The following is a 22,451-nucleotide window of genomic DNA, read 5'->3' as shown; positions in this document are numbered from 1 at the left end:
AGTCAATCCAGATCATGCCAGGTCAGAGCGGCACCTTTTGTCGTTTGTGACGCTAGGTGACGTTCACCGGCGTGCCGGTGAATTCATCAGGCTGACCGACGATCGTGGTCGGCTCCCCCGGCTCTTCAATGACCATAGGCTGACTGTGCCCCTTGGTCGCTGGCGTTCGAATGTGATGGTTCCGCCTGCGACCACGGCGAATAGCTCGCCATGGACGCGCTTGACGTCGATGACGCGCGTCACGTACCGACCGCAGTAGACCGTCAAGGGCCGACCCGGCTCGATGCGTAGAGTTTCGCCCGGTTGCCGCAGAGCGGCCAGTCCTTCGCCGTAGGTCTTCCAGTCGAACCGGGCATCAGGGTCGGCGTAGGACACGCCCATGCCGCCCCCGAGGTTGATCTCGGTGACTCCCAGCCCGCGGGCGTAGTCGAGGATCGCGGACGCCAGTTCGAGCATCGCTGGCGCGTCCAGTCCGCTGGCGAGGTGGGCATGGACGCCGCGCAGTCGTACGGCGTCCTGACCGGCGAGCATCTCAAGGCACTCGGAGATGCCTGCGCGGTCCATGCCGAAGGCGGATCAGCAGCAAGTTCCCGCGCTTCCGGTTCTGTCATGCGGACGGGGTGCGACGGCGCGGTGGCGCACCCCGCTCGCTGGGTTCACATGCGCGACTGTGAGTGGCCGTGAAGGTCGTGGTTTTCTCCCCTCGTGTGCTCGGGTGCGTTCTCTGCTCGGGGCGGTGAGGGTAGGCGGCGATGGCGTCCGATGTGACGTTCTGGGAGGGGAAGCGCCAGCGGGCCCATACCGTCTTGCCGGTTCCGTCAGGAGTCGGCGTGACGCCGTAGTCGTCGGCCAGTGCGGCCACTATCGCAAGCCCCCGGCCGTGTACGGCATCGTCGGCAAGGTCCAGCCGACGGGGCCGGCCGGGGCCGTGGTCGGTGACCCGGACGCAGAACTCGCCGGTCCCGGCCCACAGGGACAGCCTGATCGGCGGTGCGCCGTGGGTGACGGCGTTGCCAACCAGCTCGTCGACGGCGAGGACGACGTCCTCGGCGATGCGGGTGAGGTTCCAGGTAATGAGCGCCTCGTGGACCATGCCGCGGACCTTGCTCAGCACCGCCGGATCGTGGGGAATGTCCCAGCAGACGGTACGCAGACCATGCGGCGTTTCAGCCATCTGTGCTCCTTGACGTGGTGGCGAGGCGACGGGTCGGCGCGGTGCGGGTACGAGTCGGTCGGTTCGAGGCCGGGGGTGCGAGGGTGCGGTCAGCGTGGCGAGTTCGGCCTCACGCATGAGGTCGCGCAGTTCCTCGGTGGTGCGGGCGTGCACGGTCAGCGGTTCGGGGGTCGTCCAGGTGGCGGCGGCGTAGAAGCGTCTGGTGCCTGCGCCGTACCAGATCGACCAGGAGGGGTCGAGCTGGTCGAGCTGCTGGGCAGCCGCCTTGGCGGCGGGATCCCAGTCTCCGGGAACGAATGGCGTGATCGGCGCCCCGCGCCGGTGCCGCCCGTTGCGGCGTGCGGTCTTCATGCCGCCGCCATCGGCTGATGCGGGTGCTCGCCACTGGAGGTCCGTACGCCTGGTGGCCTGCCGCGCCGATAGGGAGCGACAGTGGTGTACGGCAGGGCGGGCTGCTCGTGTCGCCGGTGGCGATCGGGGACGGGTTCGTGCGGGTCGGGCCTCAGCCACGGCCGCACCGGAGTGGCGGTCGGCAACGGGCGGGACAGGCCGAGCCGCCGCCGCGCTCGCATCCGGGCGTCCACCTGCGCGGGAGTCGGCTGTTCCCACTCGTGGTCGGGCCGGTGCGGCAGGCTGGCCGCCTGGTGCGCGTACGGCGAGTGACCGCACCAGCGACAGCCGAGCGGCATCGGCGGCTGATCGGCGTGCCAACGCATCCGGATCACCCGGATGCGGACAGTAAGGTTACTCATCGGGATCGGACCTCCAGATGTCCGGTTCCAAGGGGCCCGTCCGGCGTGCAGTGCCGTGGCGGGCCCGCTTCGACTATTGACCGAGCTGTGCGCGCCAGGTGCTTGGTAATCGCATTACGGGCAGGTCAAACGCTCTAAGCCGCAGGTCACGCCAGCTTTGCCGCGCCTCGCAGCACTCACAGCGCCCCCGCTCGGCTTGCCAAACCGTGACAATCGGCACTTATTCAACTACTAATCGTGATGGCGTGCGGCATCATCGTGATGCGTATCGGTCCACCCGCGCAAGCTCTTTCCGAGAAAATTTTCTCGCATCGAGTTCGCCTGATCGATTTCCGCGCGGAGCACCATACGCCTGGTGCACACTTGTCGCTGTCCGTGACAGGCGAGAAGGGGATGCATGTCGGCCGGGTTCACCACGACTGTGCGACTGCGCCGGTTGGGGGCGCAGTTGCGCCGGCTCCGAGAAGCGCAGGGTCTCACTCTCGAAGAGGCCGGCGAGCGGATGGAGCGCTCGCTCTCATCGCTGTCCAAGATCGAGACCGGCCGGGTAGCCGTACGAGTACGGGATCTGCGAGTGATCCTGGACTTCTACCAGGTCAGCGACGAGAAGCAGTACGAATGGCTGATCGGACTGGCACGCGACGCACGGAAACGCGGCTGGTGGCAACAGTACGACGACGTCTTGTCGGCGGCCTACCAGGACTTCATCAGTCTGGAATCCGACGCTGCCGCGGTGCGGACTTTCGAAACGATCCTCATTCCGGGCCTGCTGCAGACCGTCGACTACGCACGAGCGGTCATCGAGGCCGTACCGGCCCCGCGTTCCCGACAAGACATCGGCCAACTCGCCAAGGTACGCGTGGAGCGCCAGGAGGTGCTGGCGCGCGAGGTTCCGCTCCAGTTGTGGGCCATAGTCGATGAGGCGGCACTGCATCGGCACATCGGTGGCAGAGATACGATGCGCGGCCAACTACATCGACTGGTAGAGGCTGCCCGCATGGAGCACGTGACACTTCAAGTCCTGCCGTACACCGCAGGAGCCCACGCGGGAATCAACGGCCCCTTCACCATCCTGGAGTTCGCCGAGAAGAGCGAGCCGGATGTCGTCTTGGTGGAAAATCTCACAAGTGGCCTATACCTTGAGCAAGAGGTAGATACGCGACGATTCGACCAAGCGTTCGACCATCTTCGCGCCTCGGCACTTCCCATAGCCGACTCCATCTCGTTGATCGAGCGTGTGATCGAGGATCTATAGATGACGTTACGAGAGCCGGAGGGCCGCATGACCGAACCTGACATCTCGGGTGCCGTTTGGCGCAAGAGCAGTCTGAGTGGCAGTGAGAACAACTGTGTCGAAGTCGCGTTCCTCAACGACGACACCGTGGCAGTCCGCAATTCCAAACGCCCCGAGGCCGGGGTGACGATGTTCTCCCCCAATGAATGGAAAGCCTTCATCGGGGGGGTCAAACAGGGCGAGTTCGACATCGTCTGAGCCTGGACAAACCTGACCGCCGACGAAATCGACCTTCCCAGCGCGGACAACGGTGACGATTGGGGATGGTTCTGCCTCGCCGATTCGGCGCCGGGGGTCGGGGCCGACTGGACAAGCAACGGAAAGCGCCGGGAGTCACGGGAACTCAAGCACCGGCCCCGTACTGCGGTCCGGACGGTTCCGATCCCACTGGCCCCCGAGCACGAATCTGGCCGGGGGCGGCGCCAAAGGAGGCCATCGCACCCTCGCTCAGGCAGGGGCCACTGACGCTGCGCGCCTACTTCACATCCCGTAGCCACGAGAATATCCCAAGACCTTAAGTTCATTTCCCCAGCCTTGAAATATACCAGCCATCTCGGCAAATCGCAGGAGGGCCTGCTGTATTCGAGCGAGAGGCTTATTAAGTTGACCCGAAATCCCTCTGGCCGAAGCGATGGTATGGCGGAGTGTTTCCAGATGAGATAGCGATTCGTTACCCGTTTCCGCAAGGCCACCAATGGCCTCGATGAACTGGCTCGCATCTTCCTCATCGATATCTAGTCTCTTCGAAGCGATGAGCTCAATTCCGTAACGAACACCAGAATCCCACTTCGCCATAATCGCCAAAAGGCGTTCCGAGATCTCATAAGCCTCAACCGCTATGGGATTAATCGCCTCAGCAAGCTGCTTAGAAACGGCAAGCTTACTGGAGAAGGTGGATGCCTTTGCTAGGCGAGAGGCCCGCGATTGAGTCTCTTCACCAAGTTGATTTATCAACTCGTTGAATCTCTCGAACTCAAGTGCAAACCGAGGTGTTGTCTCCTCAATCTCCGCGAATAGCTCTAGGAGCCCCTGGCCGAACTCTTGCGCTTCTCCCGCTTCATAGCCCGAATCATCACCAGGTTCTTCGGTTTCGACGCTCGAGAGCACCTCTTCAATACGATATGCGATCATTTCCAGCGCACGAATCCACTCAGCGGATCCTGGATCCAAAGAGCGCATTGCCTCCAATTTGAGGACTTGCAAGCTCTTTATCTCCTGCCACAGCTCATCCCGAGCGAATCGAGCTTCGATGCGATCGAAATCGGCATAGAGCAGGGGAATGATCAAGCGCTTCTTGGAATTAGCCTCCAGGAACCCAAGAAATTCGCGAAACTCTTGACGGCAAGATTCGCTTCTCAAGTATGCAGGGGAGACAAAAGCTAGAAGGATGCTGGATGAAGACAGCCCCATCCGAATCCTGTCTCGCCAGTTCTCGCCAAGAGCGATCGAATCGGCATCCTTAAAGATCTCGACCTTAGATCCGGTCAAACTCTCGTATATACCCTTGATTCCAAGGATAATCTTCGAAATTCTCTCATAAGTCGCATCGTTATCGATGTGCGAGTAGGAGGCGAAAACCGAAACCTCTACTGCCTGATCGGCCGCAGGAATTGGCAAGGGCTCGCTTTTGATGCCGTGATCGCGGGTCGCAGCCCAAAGCTCTTGGAACTCCCCCTCATCACCACCAAGTGCCGCAACGACTTTTGCCAGAACTGGCCATGAAGGGACTCGCGGCCCGCGCAGAGCCGAATTCACGGTTGTATGACTAAGACCCCCAACACGCCCGGCAATTTGGCGACTGCTGGGCTGACCGGCTCGCAGGTGAAGCGCCTGGAGCGCTGAGAACAGAGCGCGAGCAGAGTGTGATGCTTCGTGATCAGTCGCCTTCTGGATCAAGGGGGACCTCCTGCTTGACAGATCACCAACCTGTACGCTTACGTACTCTTCTGTAAAGTTTACAACAACGTACAGCCCTGGCAGGCTCACTCAGGCTGGTTCTGCTGAACTACCCCAGCGTGACTAGCTTGCCTGGAAGGAAATCGATGCTAGTCGACGTCAGGTGGGTTGTGCTGGTGGTAGCCGCTGCAAGCGCGGTCTACCTTGCCCGTAAACAGGAGAGGTGGATAGCCCCAATTACGGTCGGCGTAGCTGTCGCCGGCCTCCTGTTCGTCCTGCTACGGCTCTAGCGGCCACGGGGGATGTCGAGTCCCACGGGGAGACCTGCCGAATTGGGCTTTAGGGATCAAGGCGGCGGCGCAACGCGGCGCCTCGCCCGCCCGCCGTCCGGGCGTGCGGCCTGAGGGCCAGTCCCGGACGGCGGCGGCTCGGGCCGCGCCCGAGTTACAGCGCACGTCCCCTGACCAGCTCCACGAGCTTGGACAAGAAGAGTTCCAGCACGCCCATGGCGGCCTTCCGCTGCGTGGCCTTCTTCGCGAAGATCGCCGTCCAGCCTGCGACCGCGATGAACACCGCGATGACTACCAGAACGATCACCATCGAAATTGACATGGCGACAGACACGAGGACTCCCGTCCCGAGTCGAAACTGTCGCTCCACGTCCGAGTGCGCCAGCATCCCTTTCAGCCGACGCGGGTCCGAGTACCGCAAGTCCTTGCGGCGTGCCATGTGGTAGCTCTTCGAGCGTAGCAGTCCCCGGCGTCCGGATATGAATGCCTCCGGCGGGGGCCTCGGCTCCGGGATGATCGCCCGCGCGTCAGCCGAGGCCGTAGCTGGCTAAGGTGGAAGCCTGATCATCCCGCCCACCACGACCTAGACAAGCCCAGCAGACCAGCTCCTACGGCTCAAGCCCGTCTGTGACCCCTGGCATCCGATGGCCGAGGAACGGCGACCGGCTCACGTACACGCGAAGACGGGCTTGCCCCTCCGTCGCCAGCCCGCTGCCGCTTCGCGGTGGGTCGAGGCAGACGGGATGATCAGGGAGGCGAGGCGTGCGCGCAGGAGCACCCCCGATCGCGTGCCCCGAGCTGCCCTAAGTCAGGGTCAACCACGGGGAATCGGGGATACTCACGGATCAAGGAACGAAGAAGCCCCCGACCTGCATCGCTGCTGGTCAGGGGCTCTTTTTCTGCTGGTGGCAGGTGCAGGACTTGAACCTGCGTAGGCTGAGCCGACGGTTTTACAGACCGCTCCCTTTGACCACTCGGGCAACCTGCCTTGTTGGCCGCTCTCACGGCGACAGGTAGAAGAATAGCGGACTTCCGGGGTGGCTGTGACACCGGTTTGTCCCGGCGGGGCCGCGTCGGACGCTCTGCCCAGGCCTGCCGTGGAGGCTGTGGTGTACGTCGCCGCGTGCGGTGCCGAGCGGGGACGGGCTGCAGGGTTGGGTGGGTGGAATGTTTTGTGGGGCCAGAGGTTGTGCGGGAGGGTGTGGGGTGATCCACACGGGATGACGTGTGGGTCGCTAGGGTCAGGGGGACGAGAGAGGACACCTATACCGATGGCCGACAGCAGTTTCGACGTGGTTAGCAAGATCGACCGGCAGGAGGTCGACAACGCGCTGAACCAGACGGTCAAGGAAGTCGGGCACCGCTTCGACTTCAAGGGCACGGGGGCGAGCATCGCGTGGTCCGGAGAGGACATCGCGATCAAGGCCAACAGCGAGGAGCGCGCGAACGCCGTGCTCGACGTGTTCAAGGAAAAGATCATCAAGCGGGGTCTGTCCCTGAAGACACTGGACGCCGGCGAGCCGAAGCTCTCCGGTAAGGAGTACCACCTGGTCGTGGGTCTCAAGGAGGGCATCGACCAGGAGCACGCCAAGAAGCTCTCGAAGATCATCCGGGATGAGGGGCCCAAGGGCGTCAAGGCGCAGATCCAGGGTGACGAGCTCCGGGTCAGCTCCAAGAAGAAGGACGAACTCCAGGACGTCATCGCGCTGCTGAAGGGCAAGGACCTGGACATCGCCCTGCAGTTCACGAATTACCGTTGAGCTGATCTTCGTCTCACGGCTGGGGCGGCGGGCGGTTGAGGTTTGCCTGCCGTACCTGCTCTGACCTTGTGTTTCGGGTCTGACACTCCTGAGGGGAGCGTGTCCAGGGCACATTGGTTCGCCGTTGTGCCCTGGGTCAGTACCCCAGCGTTACGGCCCTCTGGGTCAAGTGGTGCGGTGTTGAGTCATTGGCGTCTCCGTCCTATATGGACGTTGGTGTCCCTACCGCCCGCCGTCCGGATTGGTGTCCTTACCCGCCCGTCTCCGATCACGGCGAAGGCCGCGTCCAGGCGTCGCAGCACTGTGGGGTTGTCCCCGCGCAGGGCGCTGCCTATCCGGTCCCGCCGCCAGTCGTCGATCATGCCCGTAACCTGCCCGGCGGGCCGATCGCGCGGTCGACGCACCGATATCCAGCCGATACCCATTCGTGGCCGGGTTCGGTGGGGGCAAGCGCAACTTTTCTGACGTCCACGGCATCTATTGGTGATGTCGAAAGGATCGCGTCATGAAGTACATGCGCACGTTTGCTCCGGTCGCGGTGGCTGCCCTCGCCGTCACCGCGGCCGCGGGTCCCGCGAAGGCGGACGCGGAGGCGAGAACGGGAGCCGCCTCCGCCTCTACGAGCCTGGCCACGTCCGCGACGAAGACGGCGACCACGGCCGTGACGAGCGCAGCGGGCACGGCCGCCACCGTGAAAGCGGCCGCGGCGGGGGCCGCCGCCCGATACGCCTGGGTCGCCGCCTGCCGCAAGCCCAAGGAGGGGTACAACGTTCCGTGCGGAGACTGGAAGCTGACGCTTCGCGACGGGAAGACGGTCAGGGTCAGGAACGCCCAGGTCTTCCCTCGGGGGGCGGACGGGAAGACGGACAAGGAGATCACCGCCCCGTTCACGATCAGCGGGGACGGGACGCGGCTGCTCTTCTTCCGGAAGTCCGACCGGAAGCTGGTCTACAAGAACGTCAACGGGGGCACGCACGTCCTGCCGGGTGCGGCCGCGCGGCTGCCGAAGGGGCTCGGCATGGGCGACGTCTTCCCGAAGTTCTCGCCCAGCGGCGACGCGGTGGCGCTCAACTATTCCGACCAGAACGGGAAGATGCCCTCGCTCATCGTCCGTCTGACGGACGGCCACATCGCGCGCATCCCCGGGGACCTGACCGTGGCCGGTTTCAGCCCGGACGGCCGGCGTGTCCTGACGTCGCGGTTCACCGAGGACAACACGACCGAGTACACGGTCTACGACACGGACGGGGCCGCGGAGGAGAGCCGTGTGGTGCCGCAGGTGGTGGCGAACAACGCGCCGGTGGCCCTCGCCGACGACGGGGTGACGGTGGGACTGGTCATCGTGGCGCCGGAGAATAAGCCGCGCCTGCGGCTCTACGACCTGTCCACCGATTCGGTCTCTCCCGCCGTCGAGCTGCCGCTTCGTTCCCACGATTCCCCGAGCCGGATCGCCTGGGACGACTCCGGCAAGCTGACGCTGTGGCACTTCACCTCGGACAAGGATTGGACGGTCACGCGGGCGACGACCAGCACGGTCGATCCGTCCACGGGAGCGCTCAAGAAGATCGACGGCTTCAAGGCGCCCGCCAAGGCGTGGAACTGGTGGCTACCCGGGGACTGACGCGCCGATCGTCAGCACGGCGGGCCCGCGCTGATCTACCGGACGGTGCAAGGTCGGGGGGCAAAGTCAGGGGGCGCAAGGTCGGACGGTGCAAGGTCGGACGGCGCGAGGGTCGATCGGCGCGAGGGTCGATCAGCGCGCCGTCCGATAAACTCCGGTTCGGGAGGGCACATGGCAAAGGTCCATGAAACGCTCAACGAACGGCTCCGCGCGTTCATCGCCGAACAGCCTGTCTACTTCGTCGCCACGGCGCCCGAGCAGGGCGGACACGTCAACGTCTCGCCCAAGGGGTACGCGGACACGTTCGCGGTCCTGGACGACACCACGGTCGCGTATCTCGATCTCGACGGAAGCGGCGTTGAGACGATCGCCCACATCCGTGACAACGGGCGCGTCACCATCATGTTCGCCGCGTTCTCCGGCCCGCCGAACATCGTGCGGCTGTACGGGCGCGGGCGGGTGGTGACGCCGGGCGACGAGGAGTTCCCGGGGCTGCTCAAGCTGTTCGGGCCGCACCTGGGGGTGCGATCGGTCATCGTCGTCGAATGTGACCGTATTTCCGATTCCTGCGGCTTCGCCGTGCCGTTCATGAGCTTCGACGAAGACCGGACGCTGCTGGACGAATGGGCCCACCGCAAGGACGTCCAGCAGAAGCGCGCCTACCGGGCCAAGCACAACCGGGAGAGCATCGACGGGCTCCCTGCCCTGAGCGCCGAGGAGACCGACCCGGTCAAGCACCGCTCATAGGCGTTCAGGCTCTCCGATTCGATTAGCGAATCGTAGTTATGTCGTGGCATGCTGTTACCAGCACGCCCGGCGCCCAGGCGACGTCGGGCACCCTCCCCGGTCAGGCTGTGCACGCCTGACCGGTCGGCGTCCGGAGGGACGTGCTCGACGGGCCGACGGCTCCAGTTGCCGGCACCAGGGTACGAAGCCGATCGTTGTGCCTTGATTCTGTGTACAGTAACGCACAGGATCGCTAAGCCAATCAGAGACGCTGGTTGCCGAGGTAGGTAAGGTCCAGCGGGCCGGGGTACGGCGGGGGTTGTGCGGCGGACGGTCAGCGTGGGTAACCCGCCATGCGTTCGAGGCGGGCGACGCGGGCTGCGGTCGACGGGTGGGTGGAGAACAGTCTGCCCACCCCGGCGCCGCGGAACGGGTTGGCGATCATCAGGTGGGACGCCGAGGTCAGACGGCTCTCCTCTGGGAGCGGCAACGAGCGCGCCCCCATCTCGATCTTGCGCAGCGCGGACGCGAGGCCGAGCGGGTCGCCGGTGAGCAGGGCGCCGGATTCGTCGGCCTGGAACTCGCGGGAGCGGGAGATCGCCATCTGGATCATTCCGGCGGCGACCGGCCCGAGGATCATCATCAACAGGGCCCCGATGAAGCCGGGCCCGTCATCGTCCTCCGAGCCGCCGAAGAACACGGCGATGTAGCTGCAGTACGTGATCATGGTGGCGAGGGCCGCGGCGACCGAGCAGATGAGGATGTCCCGGTTGTACACGTGTGACAGCTCGTGTGCCATCACGCCGCGCAGCTCACGTTCGTCGAGGATCTGCAGGATGCCATACGTCACGCAGATCGACGCGCGACGCGGGCCGCGACCGGTGGCGAAGGCGTTGGGCTGCATGGTCGGCGAGACGTAGAGGCGGGGCATGGGCTGGCGCGCGTCCGTCGAAAGCTCGCGGACGATGCGGTAGAGGGTGGGCTGCTCGACCTCGCTCACCGGCCGGGCCCGCATGGCGGACAGGGCGATGCGGTCGGAGAAGAAGTAGGCGGCCCCGTTGGCCAGCAGGGCGACCAGGACGGCGAGCTGCACACCACGACCGCCGCCCAGCCACGCTCCGCCCACCAGTATCAACGCGGACAGGGCGCCGAGAAGGACGGCGGTACGCAGGCCGTTGTGGTGCACGCTTCCCCCTTCCGGATGTTGCGCTCACCCCTGGCAACGCTCGTGGCCTGGTCGAACGTTCCCGGTGTGACGGGGCGGGGGCGTCAGCCGGCGGCGGAGAGCACGATCTGAGGTGCCACGGAGAAGGCCAGGGACACGACCAGCGCGACCGCGACGGCGATCACGGCCGGGCGAATGGCGCCGCGTCCGGCAGGCTTCGCGCCGGGGGCGACGGCGGGGGTGAAGAGGCGGGCGGTCCAGGCGATGTAGTAATACAGGCCGATCACGGTGTTGACGGCCATGACCACGGCCAGCAATCCGTCGCCGCCCTGGACGATCTCGCGGAACACCACGACCTTGGCGAAGAGCCCCGCGAGGCCCGGCGGGAGCCCGGCCAGGCAGATCAGGAAGAAGGCCAGGGCCAGGGCCGAGAAGGGCTCGCGGAAGGCCAGGCCGCGGTAGTCCTCCAGCTCGTTGCGCTCCCCCGCCCGCCCGGCGGCCATGACGACCGCGAAGGCGCCCACGTTCATCGCCGCGTAGATCACCAGATAGGCGATGGACGCCGCGGCGGCGGTCTTCCCGGCCACGCTCAGCGCGGCGAGGATGTACCCGGACTGGGCGACCGACGACCAGGCGAGCAGCCGTACGGCGTGCCGCTGCCTCAGGGCCAGCAGGTTGCCGACGGTCATGGTGAGCGCGGCCAGCACCGCGACGATCGGCGCCCACAGGCCGGACTGGCCCGCGAGCGCGATCGTGAGCACGAGGATGAGCCCCGCGAACCCGGCCGCCTTGCTGATCACCGACAGCAGGGCCGCCACGGGGACGGGCGCGCCCTGGTAGACGTCGGCGGCCCAGAAGTGGAACGGCACGGCGGCGACCTTGAAGGCGAACCCGGCGAGGACGAGCACGACCGCGACGGTGAGCACGACCGCGGGGACGGCCGTCGCCGGAACGGCGGTCGCGGAGAGGGCGGCGGCGGAGGTCGCGTCCGTCGTGACGGGGCCCGCGGCGGTCATCGCGGACAGGGGTGCGTTCAGGCTCGCCGCGATGCGCTCCAGGTGCACCGAGCCGGTCAGGCCGTAAAGGAGCGAGACGCCGAAGAGCATGATGGCGGTGGAGACCACCGAGACGAGGAACAGCTTCAGCGCCGCCTCGGACGCCCGCGCGTCGTACCGCTTCAGGGCCGTGAGGGCGAAGACGGGCAGGGACACGAGCTCCAGCGCGACGACCAGCATGATCAGGTCGCGGGAGGCGGGCAGCGTGACGGCCCCGGTCAGCGCGCACAGCAGCAGGAAGTACCACTCACCGGCGGGGATGGGCCTGGTAGCGGCATGGACGGGGCCGGTACCGGCGGGGGTTGGGCCGGCACTTGCAGGGATGGGCCTGGCACTCGCGGGCGTGGGGCCGGTACTCGTGGGGGTGGGGCCGCTACTCGCGGAGGTAGAGCCGGTATTCGCGGGGGTTGAGAGGGACGGGTCGAGGGAGGTTCGTACGGCGGCGGGGGCGGGTGTGCGCGCGAGTTGGGTCATCGAGAGGAGGACGATCACGACCGCCGTGGCGAGGATGACGCCCGCGAAGATCAACGTGAGGTCGTCCACGATGAACGAGCACGCCGCCGGCTCCTCCCTGGGCCTCAGGGGACCGGCCGGGCGGGCGGGGACGCAGAACGTGGCGAGCCGGGCGCCTTGGACGGCCTGGGCCGCGACCACCGCGAGGGCGGCGAGCACGCCGGCGAGGGTCACGTACCCGAGCACCGCACGGGTGCCGGGACGGCGGGGCAGGAAGACGTCCAGGAGCAGCACCAGCCCGGCCACCAGTGCCAGGATCAGCGGCGACGCGATGGCCGCGTAGTCGATCGACTGGATCATCGCACCCCCAGGAATGCCTGCACCGCTGGGTCGGTGAGGGACAGGAGCAGCTTGGGCCATAGGCCGAGGGCCAGGGTGAGGGCGACCAGGGGTGTCCAGGCGGCCAGTTCGTACGGGGTGAGGTCTCGCGGGCGTCCCGACACGACGGGCGGCCCCGGGGGCACGGTGCCCTTCCCCGCCCCGGCAAGCGACACCTCGCGCTCGACGGTCTCTCGCGTGGCGGCATCCCTCTCGGGCGCGGCCGACCAGGAGTCTTCACCGCCCGCAGCCGCCGTCTCTTCGGCGGCGGGCTCGACCGGCGCCTTCGATGGTTCCGACGGGACGCCGCTCGCAGCGGATTCGGAGGGGACGCCGGTCGCGGCGGGTTCGCCGGGACGTGCGGAGACGCGGACGCGAGGCTCAGTCCCGGTTTCGGCGAGCGCGACGAGGGGCTCCTGCTCGACGCCGGACCGCTCGGGTCCTGGCTCGGCGGGCAGACCATGTGGACCGGAGGAGCCGAGTTCCGAGGGTAGGCCATACCCGCTGGACGAGCCGGGTTCGGCGGGGAGGGTGCGTTCGCTGGATGGGGCAGGGTCGGGGGGTGGGAGGGGTTCGGGGGATCGGACGGGCTCGGTGGGGTGGCCGTGGGTTACTCGGGAGAGCATCAAGAGGAAGTAGGCCGCCGTCAGGACGGTGCCCAGGCCGCCGATGGCCATGAAGGTGAGGAAGAGGGGGCGGGGCTGCGTCGGGGCGGGGTGGAAGGCTCCGAGGAGGGCCAGCATCTCGCCCCAGAAGCCGGCGAGGCCGGGGACGCCGAGCGAGGCGACGGCGGCGAAGGTGAGCAGGGAGCCGATGTACGGCAGGCGCGTGAGCAGGCCGCCGCCGAGGCGGGACATCTCGGACGTGCCGTACCGCTCCTTGATCGCGCCGACGACGAAGAACAGCAGACCCGTAATCAGCCCATGGGCGATATTTCCGAACAAAGCGGCATTGATCCCGACCGGCGTGAGCGTCGCCAGCCCCAGCAGCACGAACCCCATGTGCCCGACCGACGAGTACGCGATCATGCGCTTGAGATCGCGCTGCGCCAGGCACGCCAGCGACCCGTACACGATGCCCGCCACCGCGAACGCGCCCAGCCACGGAGCCACGACGGCGGCCCCCTCGGGCAGGACCGGGATCGCGACGCGCGCGAAGCCGTACGTGCCCATCTTGAGCAGCACGGCCGCGAGCAGCACCGACCCGACCGTCGGCGCCTCGGTGTGCGCGGCGGGGAGCCAGGTGTGCAGCGGCCACATCGGCGCCTTGACCGCCAGCCCGAGCCCGACCGCGAGGAACGCGAGCACCTGCGCGGCGCGCGGAATGCCGGACCCGTGGGCCTCGGCCAGGCGGACCATGTCCAGCGTGCCGGTGTGGACCCAGATCAGCAGCAGACCCAGCAGCAGCACGGCCGAGCCGAGCAGCGTGTAGAGGATGAACTTCACCGCCGCCGGACCGCGCCCCGCCCCGCCCCAGACGGCGATCACGAAGTACATCGGGACGAGCACGATCTCGAAGAAGACGAAGAAGAGCAGCAGGTCGAGCGCCAGGAACGTCCCGATCATCCCGACTTCGAGGATCAGCAGTGTGAAGACCAGCGCCCGGAACCGCCCGCCTTCGGGCCTGTGCCGCGTCAGGTAGACGAAGCAGAGGAACGTCAGCAGCGCGGTCAGCAGGACGAGCGGGAGCGAGATCCCGTCCAGCCCGAGGTGGAAGCGCAGCGCGAGCCCGGGGATCCAGGGACGGTCCACCTGGAACTGCGCCCGCCCGGCTCGTCCGGGGTCGAACGCGACGGCCAGCGCGACCGCCGCCGCCAGCGTCAGCCCCGAAACCGCGGCCCCGTACCAGCGCGGCGGCTCTGCGCGCGTGAGCAGCAGGAGGACGGCCCCCGCCAAGGGCACGGCCAGGAGAGCGATCAGCACCACGCTCATTCCCGCACCACCACCCCCGCTGCCCCAGAGACCCCGGCTCCGTGCCGGCGCGGCCGCATCGTACTCGGCGGCGGCGACAATTCCCCGGCCGGCGGGACGACCGGTACCACGCTCATCCCCGGACCGTCCCAGGCGGTGGCACCGTACGGGCGCGCGAACATGACATGGGGACGATCCCAGGCGCGGGTACAGGTGGTCGGGATTGTGATCATTTGAGGACCACCGCCGCGACCGTGATGATCAATAGGCCGGTCAGGATGCCGGTGATGTACAGCTGTGCGTTGCCCGTCTGGGTGCGGCGCAGGAGTCCGGAGGCGCCGAGGGCGAGCCGCCCCGAGCCGCGGACCGCGCCGTCGACCACCGTGTCGTCCGTACGCGCGACCGCGCCGGCCAGCCACAGGACCGGGGCCACGAACAGCCGGTGGTACACCGCGTCGACGTGGAACGCCCGTTCGCACGGCCCCCGCAGCGGACCGAGGACGCGCGCGGGGTCGGCCGCCGGGTCTGCGCGCCACGCCGCGTACACCACGCCCGCGCCGAGCAGGGCGACGACGACGCTGGTCACGGCCGTGGGCCACTCCATCAGGCCCGCGCCGGCGAAGCCGAGCAGCAGCGCGGGAACCGACAGCGCTCCGATGGGCCACAGCATGGACGGCGGGGCCTCGCGGCCGTCGTGGACGTGGGCGACGCCCGGCTCCGGCTCCGGCAGTGACACGTTGTGGACGCGGCTCGGGCCGAAGAACGTGCGCAGCCACGCGCGGGCGGCGTACGCGCCGGTCACGGCGACGGTGAGCAACGCGCAGCCGTACAGCAGCCAGGCGGCGGCGTCCGTGAGGTACTCCCCCGAACGGGTGGCGTGCTCGACGGCGGCGAGCACGGCGTCCTTGCTGAAGAAGCCGCTGGCGGGCGGCAGCCCGGCGAGCGCGGCGAAGCCGATGGTCATGGCGGGGAAGGTGATCGTCATAGAGCGTCGCAACCCGCCCATGTCGCTCATCAGGTTCGATCCGACGGCGTGGATCACCGCGCCCGCGCACAGGAACAGCAGCGCCTTGAACGCGCCGTGGGTGACCAGATGGAAGATCGCCGCCTGGTCGGACCCGGCGGCGAGCCCCCCGGCCATGTACGCGAGCTGGCTGATCGTCGAGTACGCCAGCACCCGTTTCAGGTCGTCCTGGGCGAGGGCGGCGAGGGCCGCGCCCAGCATGCCCAGCGAGGCCACGATCGCCAGCGTGTCGAGCGTCGGACGGGCCAGCAGGAACGCGGGGAACAGGCGGGCGACGACGAAGATGCCCGCGGCGACCATCGTCGCGGCGTGGATCAGCGCGCTGATCGGCGTCGGGCCCGCCATCGCGTCCGGCAGCCAGGTGTGCAGCGGCACCTGGGCGCTCTTGCCGGCCACGCCGAGCAGGATCAGCATCGTGGCGGTCACCAGCACAGGGGTGGGCATGTACGCGACCTTGGCGAGCACGTCGTCGACGCGGAAGCTGCCCGCGGCGGTGCCGAGCACGAACAGGCCGAACAGGAAGCCGACGTCGCCGAGGCGGGTGACCAGGAACGCCTTGACCGCCGCCCGCGAGTTCGCGCGGTCCTCCCACCAGTGGCCGATCAGCAGGTACGAGCACAGGCCCATGACCTCCCAGCCCACGTAGAGGACGATCAGGTCCCCGGCGTAGACGACCAGCAGCATGGCGCTGGTGAAGAGGCTGACGAACGCGCTGTAGGACGGGTAACGCGGCTCGTCGCGCATGTACCCGACCGAGTAGATCTGCACGGCGAGCGCCACGACGGTCACCAGGACGGCCAGCAGCGCGGCCAGGACGTCCAGGCGCAGGCCCACCGTGATGGGGATCCCGCCGATGTCGATCACCGTGAGGGAGCCGGTGATGAGGCAGCTCCAGCCGCTGTTCCAGAAGGAGTGACCCGCCGCCGGAGGCGCCGGCGGGCTGAGGCTCCAGACGACGGCGAACAGCCAGATCGCCAGCAGCATGGAGATCAAGGTGGGCAGGACCGCGATCATCGCGGCCCTCCAGTACGCGTTGCGGTCCACCGAGCCGGGAGGGGTGGGCCGCCACGGGCGGCGGGTCAGCAGGAGGCCCGCGGCCGCGGCCAGCAAGGGCAGCAGGACGACGACGGCGGCCGCCTCCAGCTCGTGTCCGGTCATGCCGCGCCGCCCCTCGCCCGCGCGCCCCGCGTCCCGCCCGCGTCCGGCGCGTCCTGCGGGTCCGAAGCGTCCGAGCCGTCTGGCGTGTCGGGGCCGCCGGGGCCGGTCCGGTCGTCCTCGGGCTCCGCGAGGTCGTGGAGCCGGTCGACCGCGACCGTCTGCCGGTTGCGGAACACCGCGAGGACGATCGCCAGGCCCACGCCCAGCTCGGCCGCCGCGATCACGATGACGAACAGCGTCAGCACCTGGCCCCCGTGGAGGGCGTCGCGGAGCCACACGTCGAAGGCGACCAGGTTGATGTTCACCGCGTTCAGCATCAGCTCGACGGACATCAGCACGAGGATCGTGTTGCGCCGGGCCAGCACGCCGTACACGCCTGTCGAGAACAGCAGCGCCGCGAGCACGGCGGGATAGACGACGTGCACGTCAGTCCTTTCCGCCGATGTCGGTGCGGGAGATCACGATGGCGCCGATCAGGGCGGCGAGCAGCAGCACCGACAGCGCCTCGAAGGGCAGCACCCAGTTCCTGAAGATGCTGGCCCCGAGCGGCTTGGCGGCGCCCTCCCCCGGCGTGAGCGGCGCGTACGCGAGGCGGAAGCCGTCGATGACGGTGGTGACGAGGACGGCGGCGGTGGCGAGCGCGACGATCGCGGCCATCACCTTGTTGCCGGAGTTCAGGTCGGCGGACGGGCCGATGGGCGCGCGGGTCAGCATGATGCCGAAGAGCAGGAGCACGACCACGGCCCCGACGTAGATCAACACCTGCACCCAGGCGACGAACTCGGCGGTGAGCACCAGGTAGCAGCCCGCGAGCGCGCCGAACGAGACGACCAGCCACAGGGCCGCGTGGACGATCTGGCGCGTGGTGACGACCAGCAGCGCGGACGCGGCGGCGACCACCCCGAGCAGCAGGAAGACGACCTCCTGCGCCGTGGGGGGCCACAGGGCCGTGGCGGTCACGACCGCCTCGCCGGTCCAGCCGACTCCGGAGGCCCCTCCTCACCCCTCGAACGCGAACCTTCCTCCCGTTCACCGGGCGACTCCACCCTGCCGGCGTCGCCCGACGCGTCCCCACCAGCCGCAGGCTCAGCAGGAACAGGCTGGGAGGGGGACTGAGCGGGGGCGGGCTTCTTCGGGAGGGCGCCTGGGGGTCGGATCGCCCGTACGGCGGCTCGCGCGGCGGACTCCGAGGCGGGGGCGCCGGATGCGGGGGCGGGGGCGCCTGTCGTTGGAGTGGGATCGCCTGATGTGGGCGTGGGGCCGGCCGTAGGTGGAGTGGAACCGCCTGACGTGGGAGCAGGGGCGCCTGCGGTGGGGGTGGGGACGCCGGTGCGGGGGGCCGAGGTGCCGGGGCTTGGGCGGGTGGGGGTGGTGCGGGTGGAGGCGGTGAGTTCCTTGGGGGGTTCGGCGTTCGGGTCGTGGGGCGGCGGGATGGGGATGGTCTGGACCCACTCGCCGAGCCTGTCCTTCTCATGGAGAAGGTCACGGATGTCGTACTCGGCGTACTCGAACTCGGGCGACCAGAACAGCGCGTCGAATGGGCAGACCTCGATGCAGATGCCGCAGTACATGCACAACGAGAAGTCGATGGCGAACCGGTCGAGCACGTTGTGCGCGCGGGGGCGCCCGCCCTCGGGGGCCGGGGTCGTCTCCTTGTGGGAGTCGATGTAGATGCACCAGTCGGGGCATTCGCGGGCGCAGAGCATGCAGACCGTGCAGTTCTCTTCGACCAGGGCGATGACGCCGCGGCTGCGCGGGGGCAGCTCGGGCCGGACCTCCGGGTACTGCCGCGTCTCCGACTTGCTGAGCATATGGCGCAGGGTGACGGCCAGCCCCTTCGCCAAGCCTTCTCCTGGTATACCTACCACGGTTCAACATCATGACGCACATGGGCGTTCTCGTGAATGCGGAGCCCCCCATCGGCTCCCAGTTTTCCTCAATCATCACGATTTCGGGGGACTAGTCGGACATAGCGAGTGGTCCTTGTGGCCGATGCGAGACGTACCGGCGACGCCGTATTGTTCGCGTTATGCACCCGACCAACGGCCACGGGGGCCCGGGATCGGGGCCGCCGGAAGCCCTTCCTCCGGACTCCGACGATCCGAACGGCCCGACCGCTCCCCGGCCCCATCTGAAGGGCCGCCCCCTGCCGGGCCGCGAGCCCCGGACGCCCAAGGACCACCCGGGCTCCGATCACGACCCGGACGCCCGCCTCGACGAGCCGCGCCTGAAGCACGGCCCCCGTCCCGGGTCCGAGCGCCGCACGCCGTACGACGGCCGCCCCACCGAGCGCCGCCGCCCGCCCGCGGGCCGATCCACGCCGCCGGGCAGGTCCACGCCGCCGGGCCGCTCCTCCTCCGAAACGCCCCGCCCGCGCCCCGAGCGATCTCCGTACGCCTCGCCGGACGCGGGGGCCGACCCCTTTGGGACGTCACACGGCTTCGGCCCCGGCCTGGCCCCGTACAACCCGCCGGTTCCCGGCCCGTACGGCGCCCCGCACGGGCCGCGGCCGGGACAGCCGCCCTTCCCGCCGCCCCCGCCGGGTCCCCCAAGCAACACCGCCGCCAGCGTGCTCTGGGCCCTTGCGCCCCTGCTGACCTGCGGCGCCGCCACACCGTTCACCATCGGCTACGCGGCGGCCAAACTGCGCAGCACGCTGCTCGGCATCAGCGCGGCGCTGTACGCGGCCGGCATGGCGACGTTCGTGCTGACCGTCGCCTTGGATGACGTCGGCCCGACGCCCATGATCCTGCAGCTCCTCACAATGCTGGGGACGACCGGAAGCTGGCTCGGCGGGACGATCCACTCGCTGATCATCCGCAGGCGCGTCTTCGACCGGTCGGAGTCGCCGAACGACCACGCCGTGGCCGCCGCCCAGCACCGCCGCCGACTCCGGCAGGAGGCCCGTGAGCTGGCCGAGCGCGACCCGGTCCTGGCCCGCGAGCTGCGCATCGGGCGGCCCGACCTACCGCGCCACTACGACGACGGCGGGCTCGTGGACGTCAACCATGTGCCGGTCGAGGTGATCGCCGGGCTGCCCGGCATGACCGCCGACCTCGCGCGGCGCGTCGTCGAGGCGAGGGCGGAGGTCGGCGGGTTCGTCTCGGCCGAGGACCTCTCGATCGCGGTGGACCTGCCGCCGCGGCTCACCCCCGACCTGGTCGAGCTGACGATCTACCTGCCCTGACCTGCCGATCGGGCGTGGGGGCCGTGGTCTCGGCTGCATAAACCGTGCCCACAAAACCTGCGCAGAGCCCTCTATCTCCGTATTCTTCGCGATATGCAGCCAGCACGGCCCTCACAGTCCACCCTCGCGATCAGCATCCTCTGGGCCCTGGCTCCCCTCTTCACCTGCGGCCTGGCGACGCCCTTCACGATCGGGTACGCGGCCTACCGCAGGCGCGCCCCGATGCTGGCGGTCGCGGCGCTGCTGTACTTCCTCGGCCTCTTCGTGATGTTCGCGGTCATCGTCGTCTACAACCAAGCGCCGTCCTACCCGGACGGGCCGGCCGTCCTCGTCGTGGTCGGGTTGTTCACCAACTGGATCGGCGGGCCCATCCACTCCCTGGCGATCCGCTCGACGGTCTTCGCGCCCCGCCCGGCCGGGCACGGGTACGCCCCGCCGCCGCACGCCTACCGGCAGGCGCCGTACGCCGCGCCGTACCCGGCCCCGCCCGCGCCTCCCGCGTACGCGCACCGGCCCCAGCACCAGCACCCGCCCCAGCACCAGCCTCACGACCGGTTCCAGAACGGGCCGCGCGACCAGCCGCCGCAGGGCCACGTACCGCCGAACCGGCCCTCGCACCACCCCGTGGACCAGCCGCCCAGGCCCGCGCACCACCCGGTGGACCGCACGCCCCCGCACCGCCCGGTGGACCGGACGTCCGTCCTGCCCCCGCAGCAGCACGACGGACATGTCCGTCATCCCGTGGACCGGACGCCGCCGGGGCCCGCGCACCGGCCGGCCGACCAGACGCCGAGCATCCCGGGCGGCTCGCGTCTGCGGTACCACCAGGACACCGCGCCGAGCGGCCTGGGCGGCGGCACGCCAGGCGGTCCAGGCCGGGGCTCGACGCTCCCCGTCTCGGCGCCGGGGCCCCTGCCCGCGGGCGAGCCGGACCACGTCGGGCGCTACCGCCTGATCGGCAGCCTCGGCCAGGGCGGCCAGGGGGCCGTCTACCTCGGCGAGACCCCCGAGGGCACGCGGGTCGCGATCAAGGTGCTGCACGCGCGGCTGGCCGCGGAGGCCGGGGCGCGGCAGCGGTTCCTGCGCGAGGTCGAGGCGGCCAGGCGTGTCGCGCCGTTCTCCACCGCGCGCGTGATCGACGCGGGCGTGGCGGACGAGCGCCCGTTCATCGTCAGCGAGTACGTCGAGGGCTGCTCGCTGGAGCAGCTCGTACGCGAGCAGGGCCCGCGCGGCCACGACGGGCTGGTACGGCTGGCGCTCGGGACGGCGGGCGCGCTGGCGGCGATCCACAAGGCGGGCATCGTCCACCGGGACTTCAAGCCGAGCAACGTGCTGATCGGGGCGGACGGGCCGCGGGTGGTCGACTTCGGCATCGCCCGCGTGGTCGACCAGGCGACCGCGACCTCCAGCGGCGTGGTGGGCACCCCGGCCTACATGTCGCCGGAGCAGGTGGCGGGCGAGCGGGTCGGGCCGGAGTCCGACGTGTTCAGCTGGGCGGCGACGATGGTCTTCGCCGCGACGGGCCGCCCGGCGTTCGGCGAGGACAACATCGCGGCCGTGCTGAACCGCATCTTCACCGCGCACCCGGACCTGTCCGCGCTGCCCGGCTCGCTGGCGAAGGTGGTGGGCTCATGCCTGGCGAAGCGGCCGGACGGGCGGCCGTCGGCGTCCGACGTGATGCTCGCCATCGTGCACTGACCACGCGTTCGCCGCGCGGATGGACGCCCTCCGGCGCGGCGGCTCGGGCGAGTGACCGGCTGGATCGGAGCCCGGCGCGGGCGGCGACAGGCCGGACGAAAATCACACCACTGAAACCCGCTGGACGGTAAGAATGACGGAAACCGCGATGAAAGGGGTCCGGCAATGACGCGACGGGTAGTGGTGTCCGGTGGAGGGACCGGCATCGGCCTGGCGACGGCGGCGGCCTTCGCCGCGGACGGCGACCAGGTCGTCATCATCGGCCGCCGCACCGAGGTCCTCAAGGAGGCTGCCGACAAGCTCAACACCGCCCACGGCGCCGACCTGGTCTCCTTCACCACCGCCGACCTGAGCGACGCGGCGCAGGCGCAGGCCGCGGTGGAGGCCGTCGCCCTGCACAGCCCGGTGGACGTCATCGTCACGAACGCGGGCGGGAACGTCGCGTGGGGCGACGACGGCACGCCCGCGGGGGTCGCGGAGGGGTACCGCGCGAACTTCGAGGCCAACGTCATCACGGCCGTGCTGCTCACCGAGGGCCTGCTGCCCTACCTGCGGCGGCCGGGCGGGCGCGTCGTCCACCTGTCATCGATCGCAGCGGTGCGCGGGCCCGGCTCCTACGGCGGCGCCAAGGCCGCCCTGCACGCCTACACCTACGAACTGGCCCAGCGCCTCGGCGCCGACGGCGTCACGGTCAACGCCGTGGCCCCGGGGTACGTCGAGGACACCGAGTTCTTCGGCGGGCGCGCGACGCCGGAGTTCGTCAAGTCGCGCGTCGACCAGACGCTGGTCGGCAGGCCGGGCACGCCCGCCGAGATCGCGGCCGCGGTCAAGTACCTCGCCTCGCCGGAGGCGGGCTACCTCACCGGGCAGATCCTGCACATCAACGGCGGCGCGATGCTCGGGTGGTGAC

General features: G+C 68.9%; 19 protein-coding genes, 1 tRNA gene and 1 pseudogene. 8 read left to right on the top strand and 13 right to left on the bottom strand.

What is annotated here, in order from left to right:
* Positions 1 to 63: 63 nt before the first annotated feature.
* From AB0M95_RS17980 to AB0M95_RS17970, 3 genes are read right to left on the bottom strand one after another with little or no spacing between them, the layout of a single operon-like run.
* Positions 64 to 564, bottom strand: coding sequence for a hypothetical protein (locus AB0M95_RS17980; protein ID WP_363765457.1), 501 nt, complete (start codon positions 562 to 564; stop codon positions 64 to 66).
* A 43-nt stretch (positions 565 to 607) separates the two neighbouring features.
* Positions 608 to 1,525, bottom strand: coding sequence for an ATP-binding protein (locus AB0M95_RS17975; RefSeq protein ID WP_363765454.1), 918 nt, complete (start codon positions 1,523 to 1,525; stop codon positions 608 to 610).
* On the bottom strand, positions 1,522 to 1,926 hold the full coding sequence (locus AB0M95_RS17970; RefSeq protein ID WP_363765451.1) for a hypothetical protein: 405 nt from the start codon (positions 1,924 to 1,926) through the stop codon (positions 1,522 to 1,524). The genes AB0M95_RS17975 and AB0M95_RS17970 overlap by 4 nt, the downstream gene beginning before the upstream one ends.
* Before the next feature lie 397 nt (positions 1,927 to 2,323).
* Between AB0M95_RS17970 and AB0M95_RS17965 the strand changes: the two genes are divergently transcribed.
* Both AB0M95_RS17965 and AB0M95_RS17960 read left to right on the top strand, forming a co-directional pair.
* Positions 2,324 to 3,181 (top strand): helix-turn-helix transcriptional regulator, encoded by an 858-nt coding sequence (locus AB0M95_RS17965; protein WP_363765448.1) that lies wholly within the window; start codon positions 2,324 to 2,326, stop codon positions 3,179 to 3,181.
* A gap of 27 nt (positions 3,182 to 3,208) precedes the next feature.
* Complete coding sequence (locus AB0M95_RS17960) at positions 3,209 to 3,418, top strand: DUF397 domain-containing protein (RefSeq protein WP_363765445.1); 210 nt, start codon at positions 3,209 to 3,211, stop codon at positions 3,416 to 3,418.
* 282 nt (positions 3,419 to 3,700) lie between these two features.
* Here AB0M95_RS17960 and AB0M95_RS17955 read toward each other — a convergent pair whose 3' ends face one another.
* The 3 genes from AB0M95_RS17955 to AB0M95_RS17945 form a co-directional block, all read right to left on the bottom strand.
* The gene (locus AB0M95_RS17955) at positions 3,701 to 4,975 is read right to left on the bottom strand and encodes a toll/interleukin-1 receptor domain-containing protein (protein WP_363765442.1); all 1,275 of its coding nucleotides are present in this window, start codon (positions 4,973 to 4,975) and stop codon (positions 3,701 to 3,703) included.
* Between the two features lie 585 nt (positions 4,976 to 5,560).
* Positions 5,561 to 5,740 (bottom strand): hypothetical protein, encoded by a 180-nt coding sequence (locus AB0M95_RS17950; RefSeq protein ID WP_363765439.1) that lies wholly within the window; start codon positions 5,738 to 5,740, stop codon positions 5,561 to 5,563.
* Positions 5,741 to 6,309: 569 nt separating this feature from the next.
* Positions 6,310 to 6,394, bottom strand: a tRNA-Tyr gene (locus AB0M95_RS17945).
* Between the two features lie 283 nt (positions 6,395 to 6,677).
* Between AB0M95_RS17945 and AB0M95_RS17940 the strand changes: the two genes are divergently transcribed.
* From AB0M95_RS17940 to AB0M95_RS17930, 3 genes are all read left to right on the top strand, one after another.
* Positions 6,678 to 7,166, top strand: a complete 489-nt coding sequence (locus AB0M95_RS17940; protein ID WP_358516901.1) for a YajQ family cyclic di-GMP-binding protein — start codon at positions 6,678 to 6,680, stop codon at positions 7,164 to 7,166.
* 505 nt (positions 7,167 to 7,671) lie between these two features.
* Complete coding sequence (locus AB0M95_RS17935; protein ID WP_363765436.1) at positions 7,672 to 8,787, top strand: hypothetical protein; 1,116 nt, start codon at positions 7,672 to 7,674, stop codon at positions 8,785 to 8,787.
* A 171-nt stretch (positions 8,788 to 8,958) separates the two neighbouring features.
* Positions 8,959 to 9,534: a pyridoxamine 5'-phosphate oxidase family protein gene (locus tag AB0M95_RS17930; RefSeq protein ID WP_363765433.1), complete on the top strand. Its 576-nt coding sequence runs from the start codon at positions 8,959 to 8,961 to the stop codon at positions 9,532 to 9,534.
* 313 nt (positions 9,535 to 9,847) lie between these two features.
* Here AB0M95_RS17930 and htpX read toward each other — a convergent pair whose 3' ends face one another.
* From htpX to AB0M95_RS17895, 7 genes and pseudogenes are all read right to left on the bottom strand, one after another.
* Complete coding sequence (gene htpX, locus AB0M95_RS17925) at positions 9,848 to 10,699, bottom strand: zinc metalloprotease HtpX (protein WP_358516906.1); 852 nt, start codon at positions 10,697 to 10,699, stop codon at positions 9,848 to 9,850.
* Positions 10,700 to 10,782: 83 nt separating this feature from the next.
* Positions 10,783 to 12,546 carry an NADH-quinone oxidoreductase subunit N gene (locus AB0M95_RS17920; RefSeq protein WP_363765428.1) on the bottom strand — a complete coding sequence of 588 codons (1,764 nt, stop codon included), beginning with the start codon at positions 12,544 to 12,546 and terminating at the stop codon, positions 10,783 to 10,785.
* A complete protein-coding gene (locus tag AB0M95_RS17915; RefSeq protein WP_363765425.1) occupies positions 12,543 to 14,495 on the bottom strand; it encodes an NADH-quinone oxidoreductase subunit M in 1,953 nt (650 codons plus the stop codon). Before AB0M95_RS17915 ends, AB0M95_RS17920 begins: the two co-directional genes overlap by 4 nt.
* Positions 14,496 to 14,703: 208 nt before the next feature.
* Positions 14,704 to 16,656 carry an NADH-quinone oxidoreductase subunit L gene (locus tag AB0M95_RS17910; protein ID WP_363765422.1) on the bottom strand — a complete coding sequence of 651 codons (1,953 nt, stop codon included), beginning with the start codon at positions 16,654 to 16,656 and terminating at the stop codon, positions 14,704 to 14,706.
* Between the two features lie 128 nt (positions 16,657 to 16,784).
* A pseudogene (gene nuoK, locus AB0M95_RS17905) lies at positions 16,785 to 17,081 on the bottom strand (NADH-quinone oxidoreductase subunit NuoK); the annotation flags it as partial.
* A gap of 1 nt (position 17,082) precedes the next feature.
* Positions 17,083 to 17,616, bottom strand: a complete 534-nt coding sequence (locus tag AB0M95_RS17900; RefSeq protein ID WP_358516914.1) for an NADH-quinone oxidoreductase subunit J — start codon at positions 17,614 to 17,616, stop codon at positions 17,083 to 17,085.
* Entirely contained in the window at positions 17,613 to 18,500 is an 888-nt protein-coding gene (locus AB0M95_RS17895) for a 4Fe-4S binding protein (RefSeq protein WP_363765419.1), read from the bottom strand. Before AB0M95_RS17895 ends, AB0M95_RS17900 begins: the two co-directional genes overlap by 4 nt.
* A gap of 185 nt (positions 18,501 to 18,685) precedes the next feature.
* Between AB0M95_RS17895 and AB0M95_RS17890 the strand changes: the two genes are divergently transcribed.
* From AB0M95_RS17890 to AB0M95_RS17880, 3 genes are all read left to right on the top strand, one after another.
* Positions 18,686 to 19,843 (top strand): helix-hairpin-helix domain-containing protein, encoded by a 1,158-nt coding sequence (locus tag AB0M95_RS17890; RefSeq protein ID WP_363765416.1) that lies wholly within the window; start codon positions 18,686 to 18,688, stop codon positions 19,841 to 19,843.
* 93 nt (positions 19,844 to 19,936) lie between these two features.
* Positions 19,937 to 21,541: a serine/threonine-protein kinase gene (locus AB0M95_RS17885; RefSeq protein ID WP_363765413.1), complete on the top strand. Its 1,605-nt coding sequence runs from the start codon at positions 19,937 to 19,939 to the stop codon at positions 21,539 to 21,541.
* 165 nt (positions 21,542 to 21,706) lie between these two features.
* Positions 21,707 to 22,450 carry an SDR family oxidoreductase gene (locus AB0M95_RS17880; protein WP_363765410.1) on the top strand — a complete coding sequence of 248 codons (744 nt, stop codon included), beginning with the start codon at positions 21,707 to 21,709 and terminating at the stop codon, positions 22,448 to 22,450.
* Position 22,451 lies beyond the last annotated feature (1 nt).

This window comes from Sphaerisporangium sp. NPDC051017 (assembly GCF_040683095.1).
Taxonomy (GTDB): domain Bacteria; phylum Actinomycetota; class Actinomycetes; order Streptosporangiales; family Streptosporangiaceae; genus Sphaerisporangium.
Note: the sequence above shows the minus strand (reverse complement) of the source record. Positions and strands in the feature narration are given on the sequence as shown.

Excerpts from the sequence above, each read along its gene's own strand:
- AB0M95_RS17980 (WP_363765457.1), bottom strand. The coding sequence starts at position 564 with ATGGACCGCGCAGGCATCTCCGAGTGCCTTGAGATGCTCGCCGGTCAG.
- AB0M95_RS17975 (WP_363765454.1), bottom strand. The coding sequence starts at position 1,525 with ATGAAGACCGCACGCCGCAACGGGCGGCACCGGCGCGGGGCGCCGATC.
- AB0M95_RS17970 (WP_363765451.1), bottom strand. The coding sequence starts at position 1,926 with ATGAGTAACCTTACTGTCCGCATCCGGGTGATCCGGATGCGTTGGCAC.
- AB0M95_RS17965 (WP_363765448.1), top strand. The coding sequence starts at position 2,324 with ATGTCGGCCGGGTTCACCACGACTGTGCGACTGCGCCGGTTGGGGGCG.
- AB0M95_RS17960 (WP_363765445.1), top strand. The coding sequence starts at position 3,209 with ATGACCGAACCTGACATCTCGGGTGCCGTTTGGCGCAAGAGCAGTCTG.
- AB0M95_RS17940 (WP_358516901.1), top strand. The coding sequence starts at position 6,678 with ATGGCCGACAGCAGTTTCGACGTGGTTAGCAAGATCGACCGGCAGGAG.
- AB0M95_RS17935 (WP_363765436.1), top strand. The coding sequence starts at position 7,672 with ATGAAGTACATGCGCACGTTTGCTCCGGTCGCGGTGGCTGCCCTCGCC.
- AB0M95_RS17930 (WP_363765433.1), top strand. The coding sequence starts at position 8,959 with ATGGCAAAGGTCCATGAAACGCTCAACGAACGGCTCCGCGCGTTCATC.
- AB0M95_RS17920 (WP_363765428.1), bottom strand. The coding sequence starts at position 12,546 with ATGATCCAGTCGATCGACTACGCGGCCATCGCGTCGCCGCTGATCCTG.
- AB0M95_RS17915 (WP_363765425.1), bottom strand. The coding sequence starts at position 14,495 with ATGAGCGTGGTGCTGATCGCTCTCCTGGCCGTGCCCTTGGCGGGGGCC.
- AB0M95_RS17910 (WP_363765422.1), bottom strand. The coding sequence starts at position 16,656 with ATGACCGGACACGAGCTGGAGGCGGCCGCCGTCGTCGTCCTGCTGCCC.
- AB0M95_RS17890 (WP_363765416.1), top strand. The coding sequence starts at position 18,686 with ATGCACCCGACCAACGGCCACGGGGGCCCGGGATCGGGGCCGCCGGAA.
- AB0M95_RS17885 (WP_363765413.1), top strand. The coding sequence starts at position 19,937 with ATGCAGCCAGCACGGCCCTCACAGTCCACCCTCGCGATCAGCATCCTC.
- AB0M95_RS17880 (WP_363765410.1), top strand. The coding sequence starts at position 21,707 with ATGACGCGACGGGTAGTGGTGTCCGGTGGAGGGACCGGCATCGGCCTG.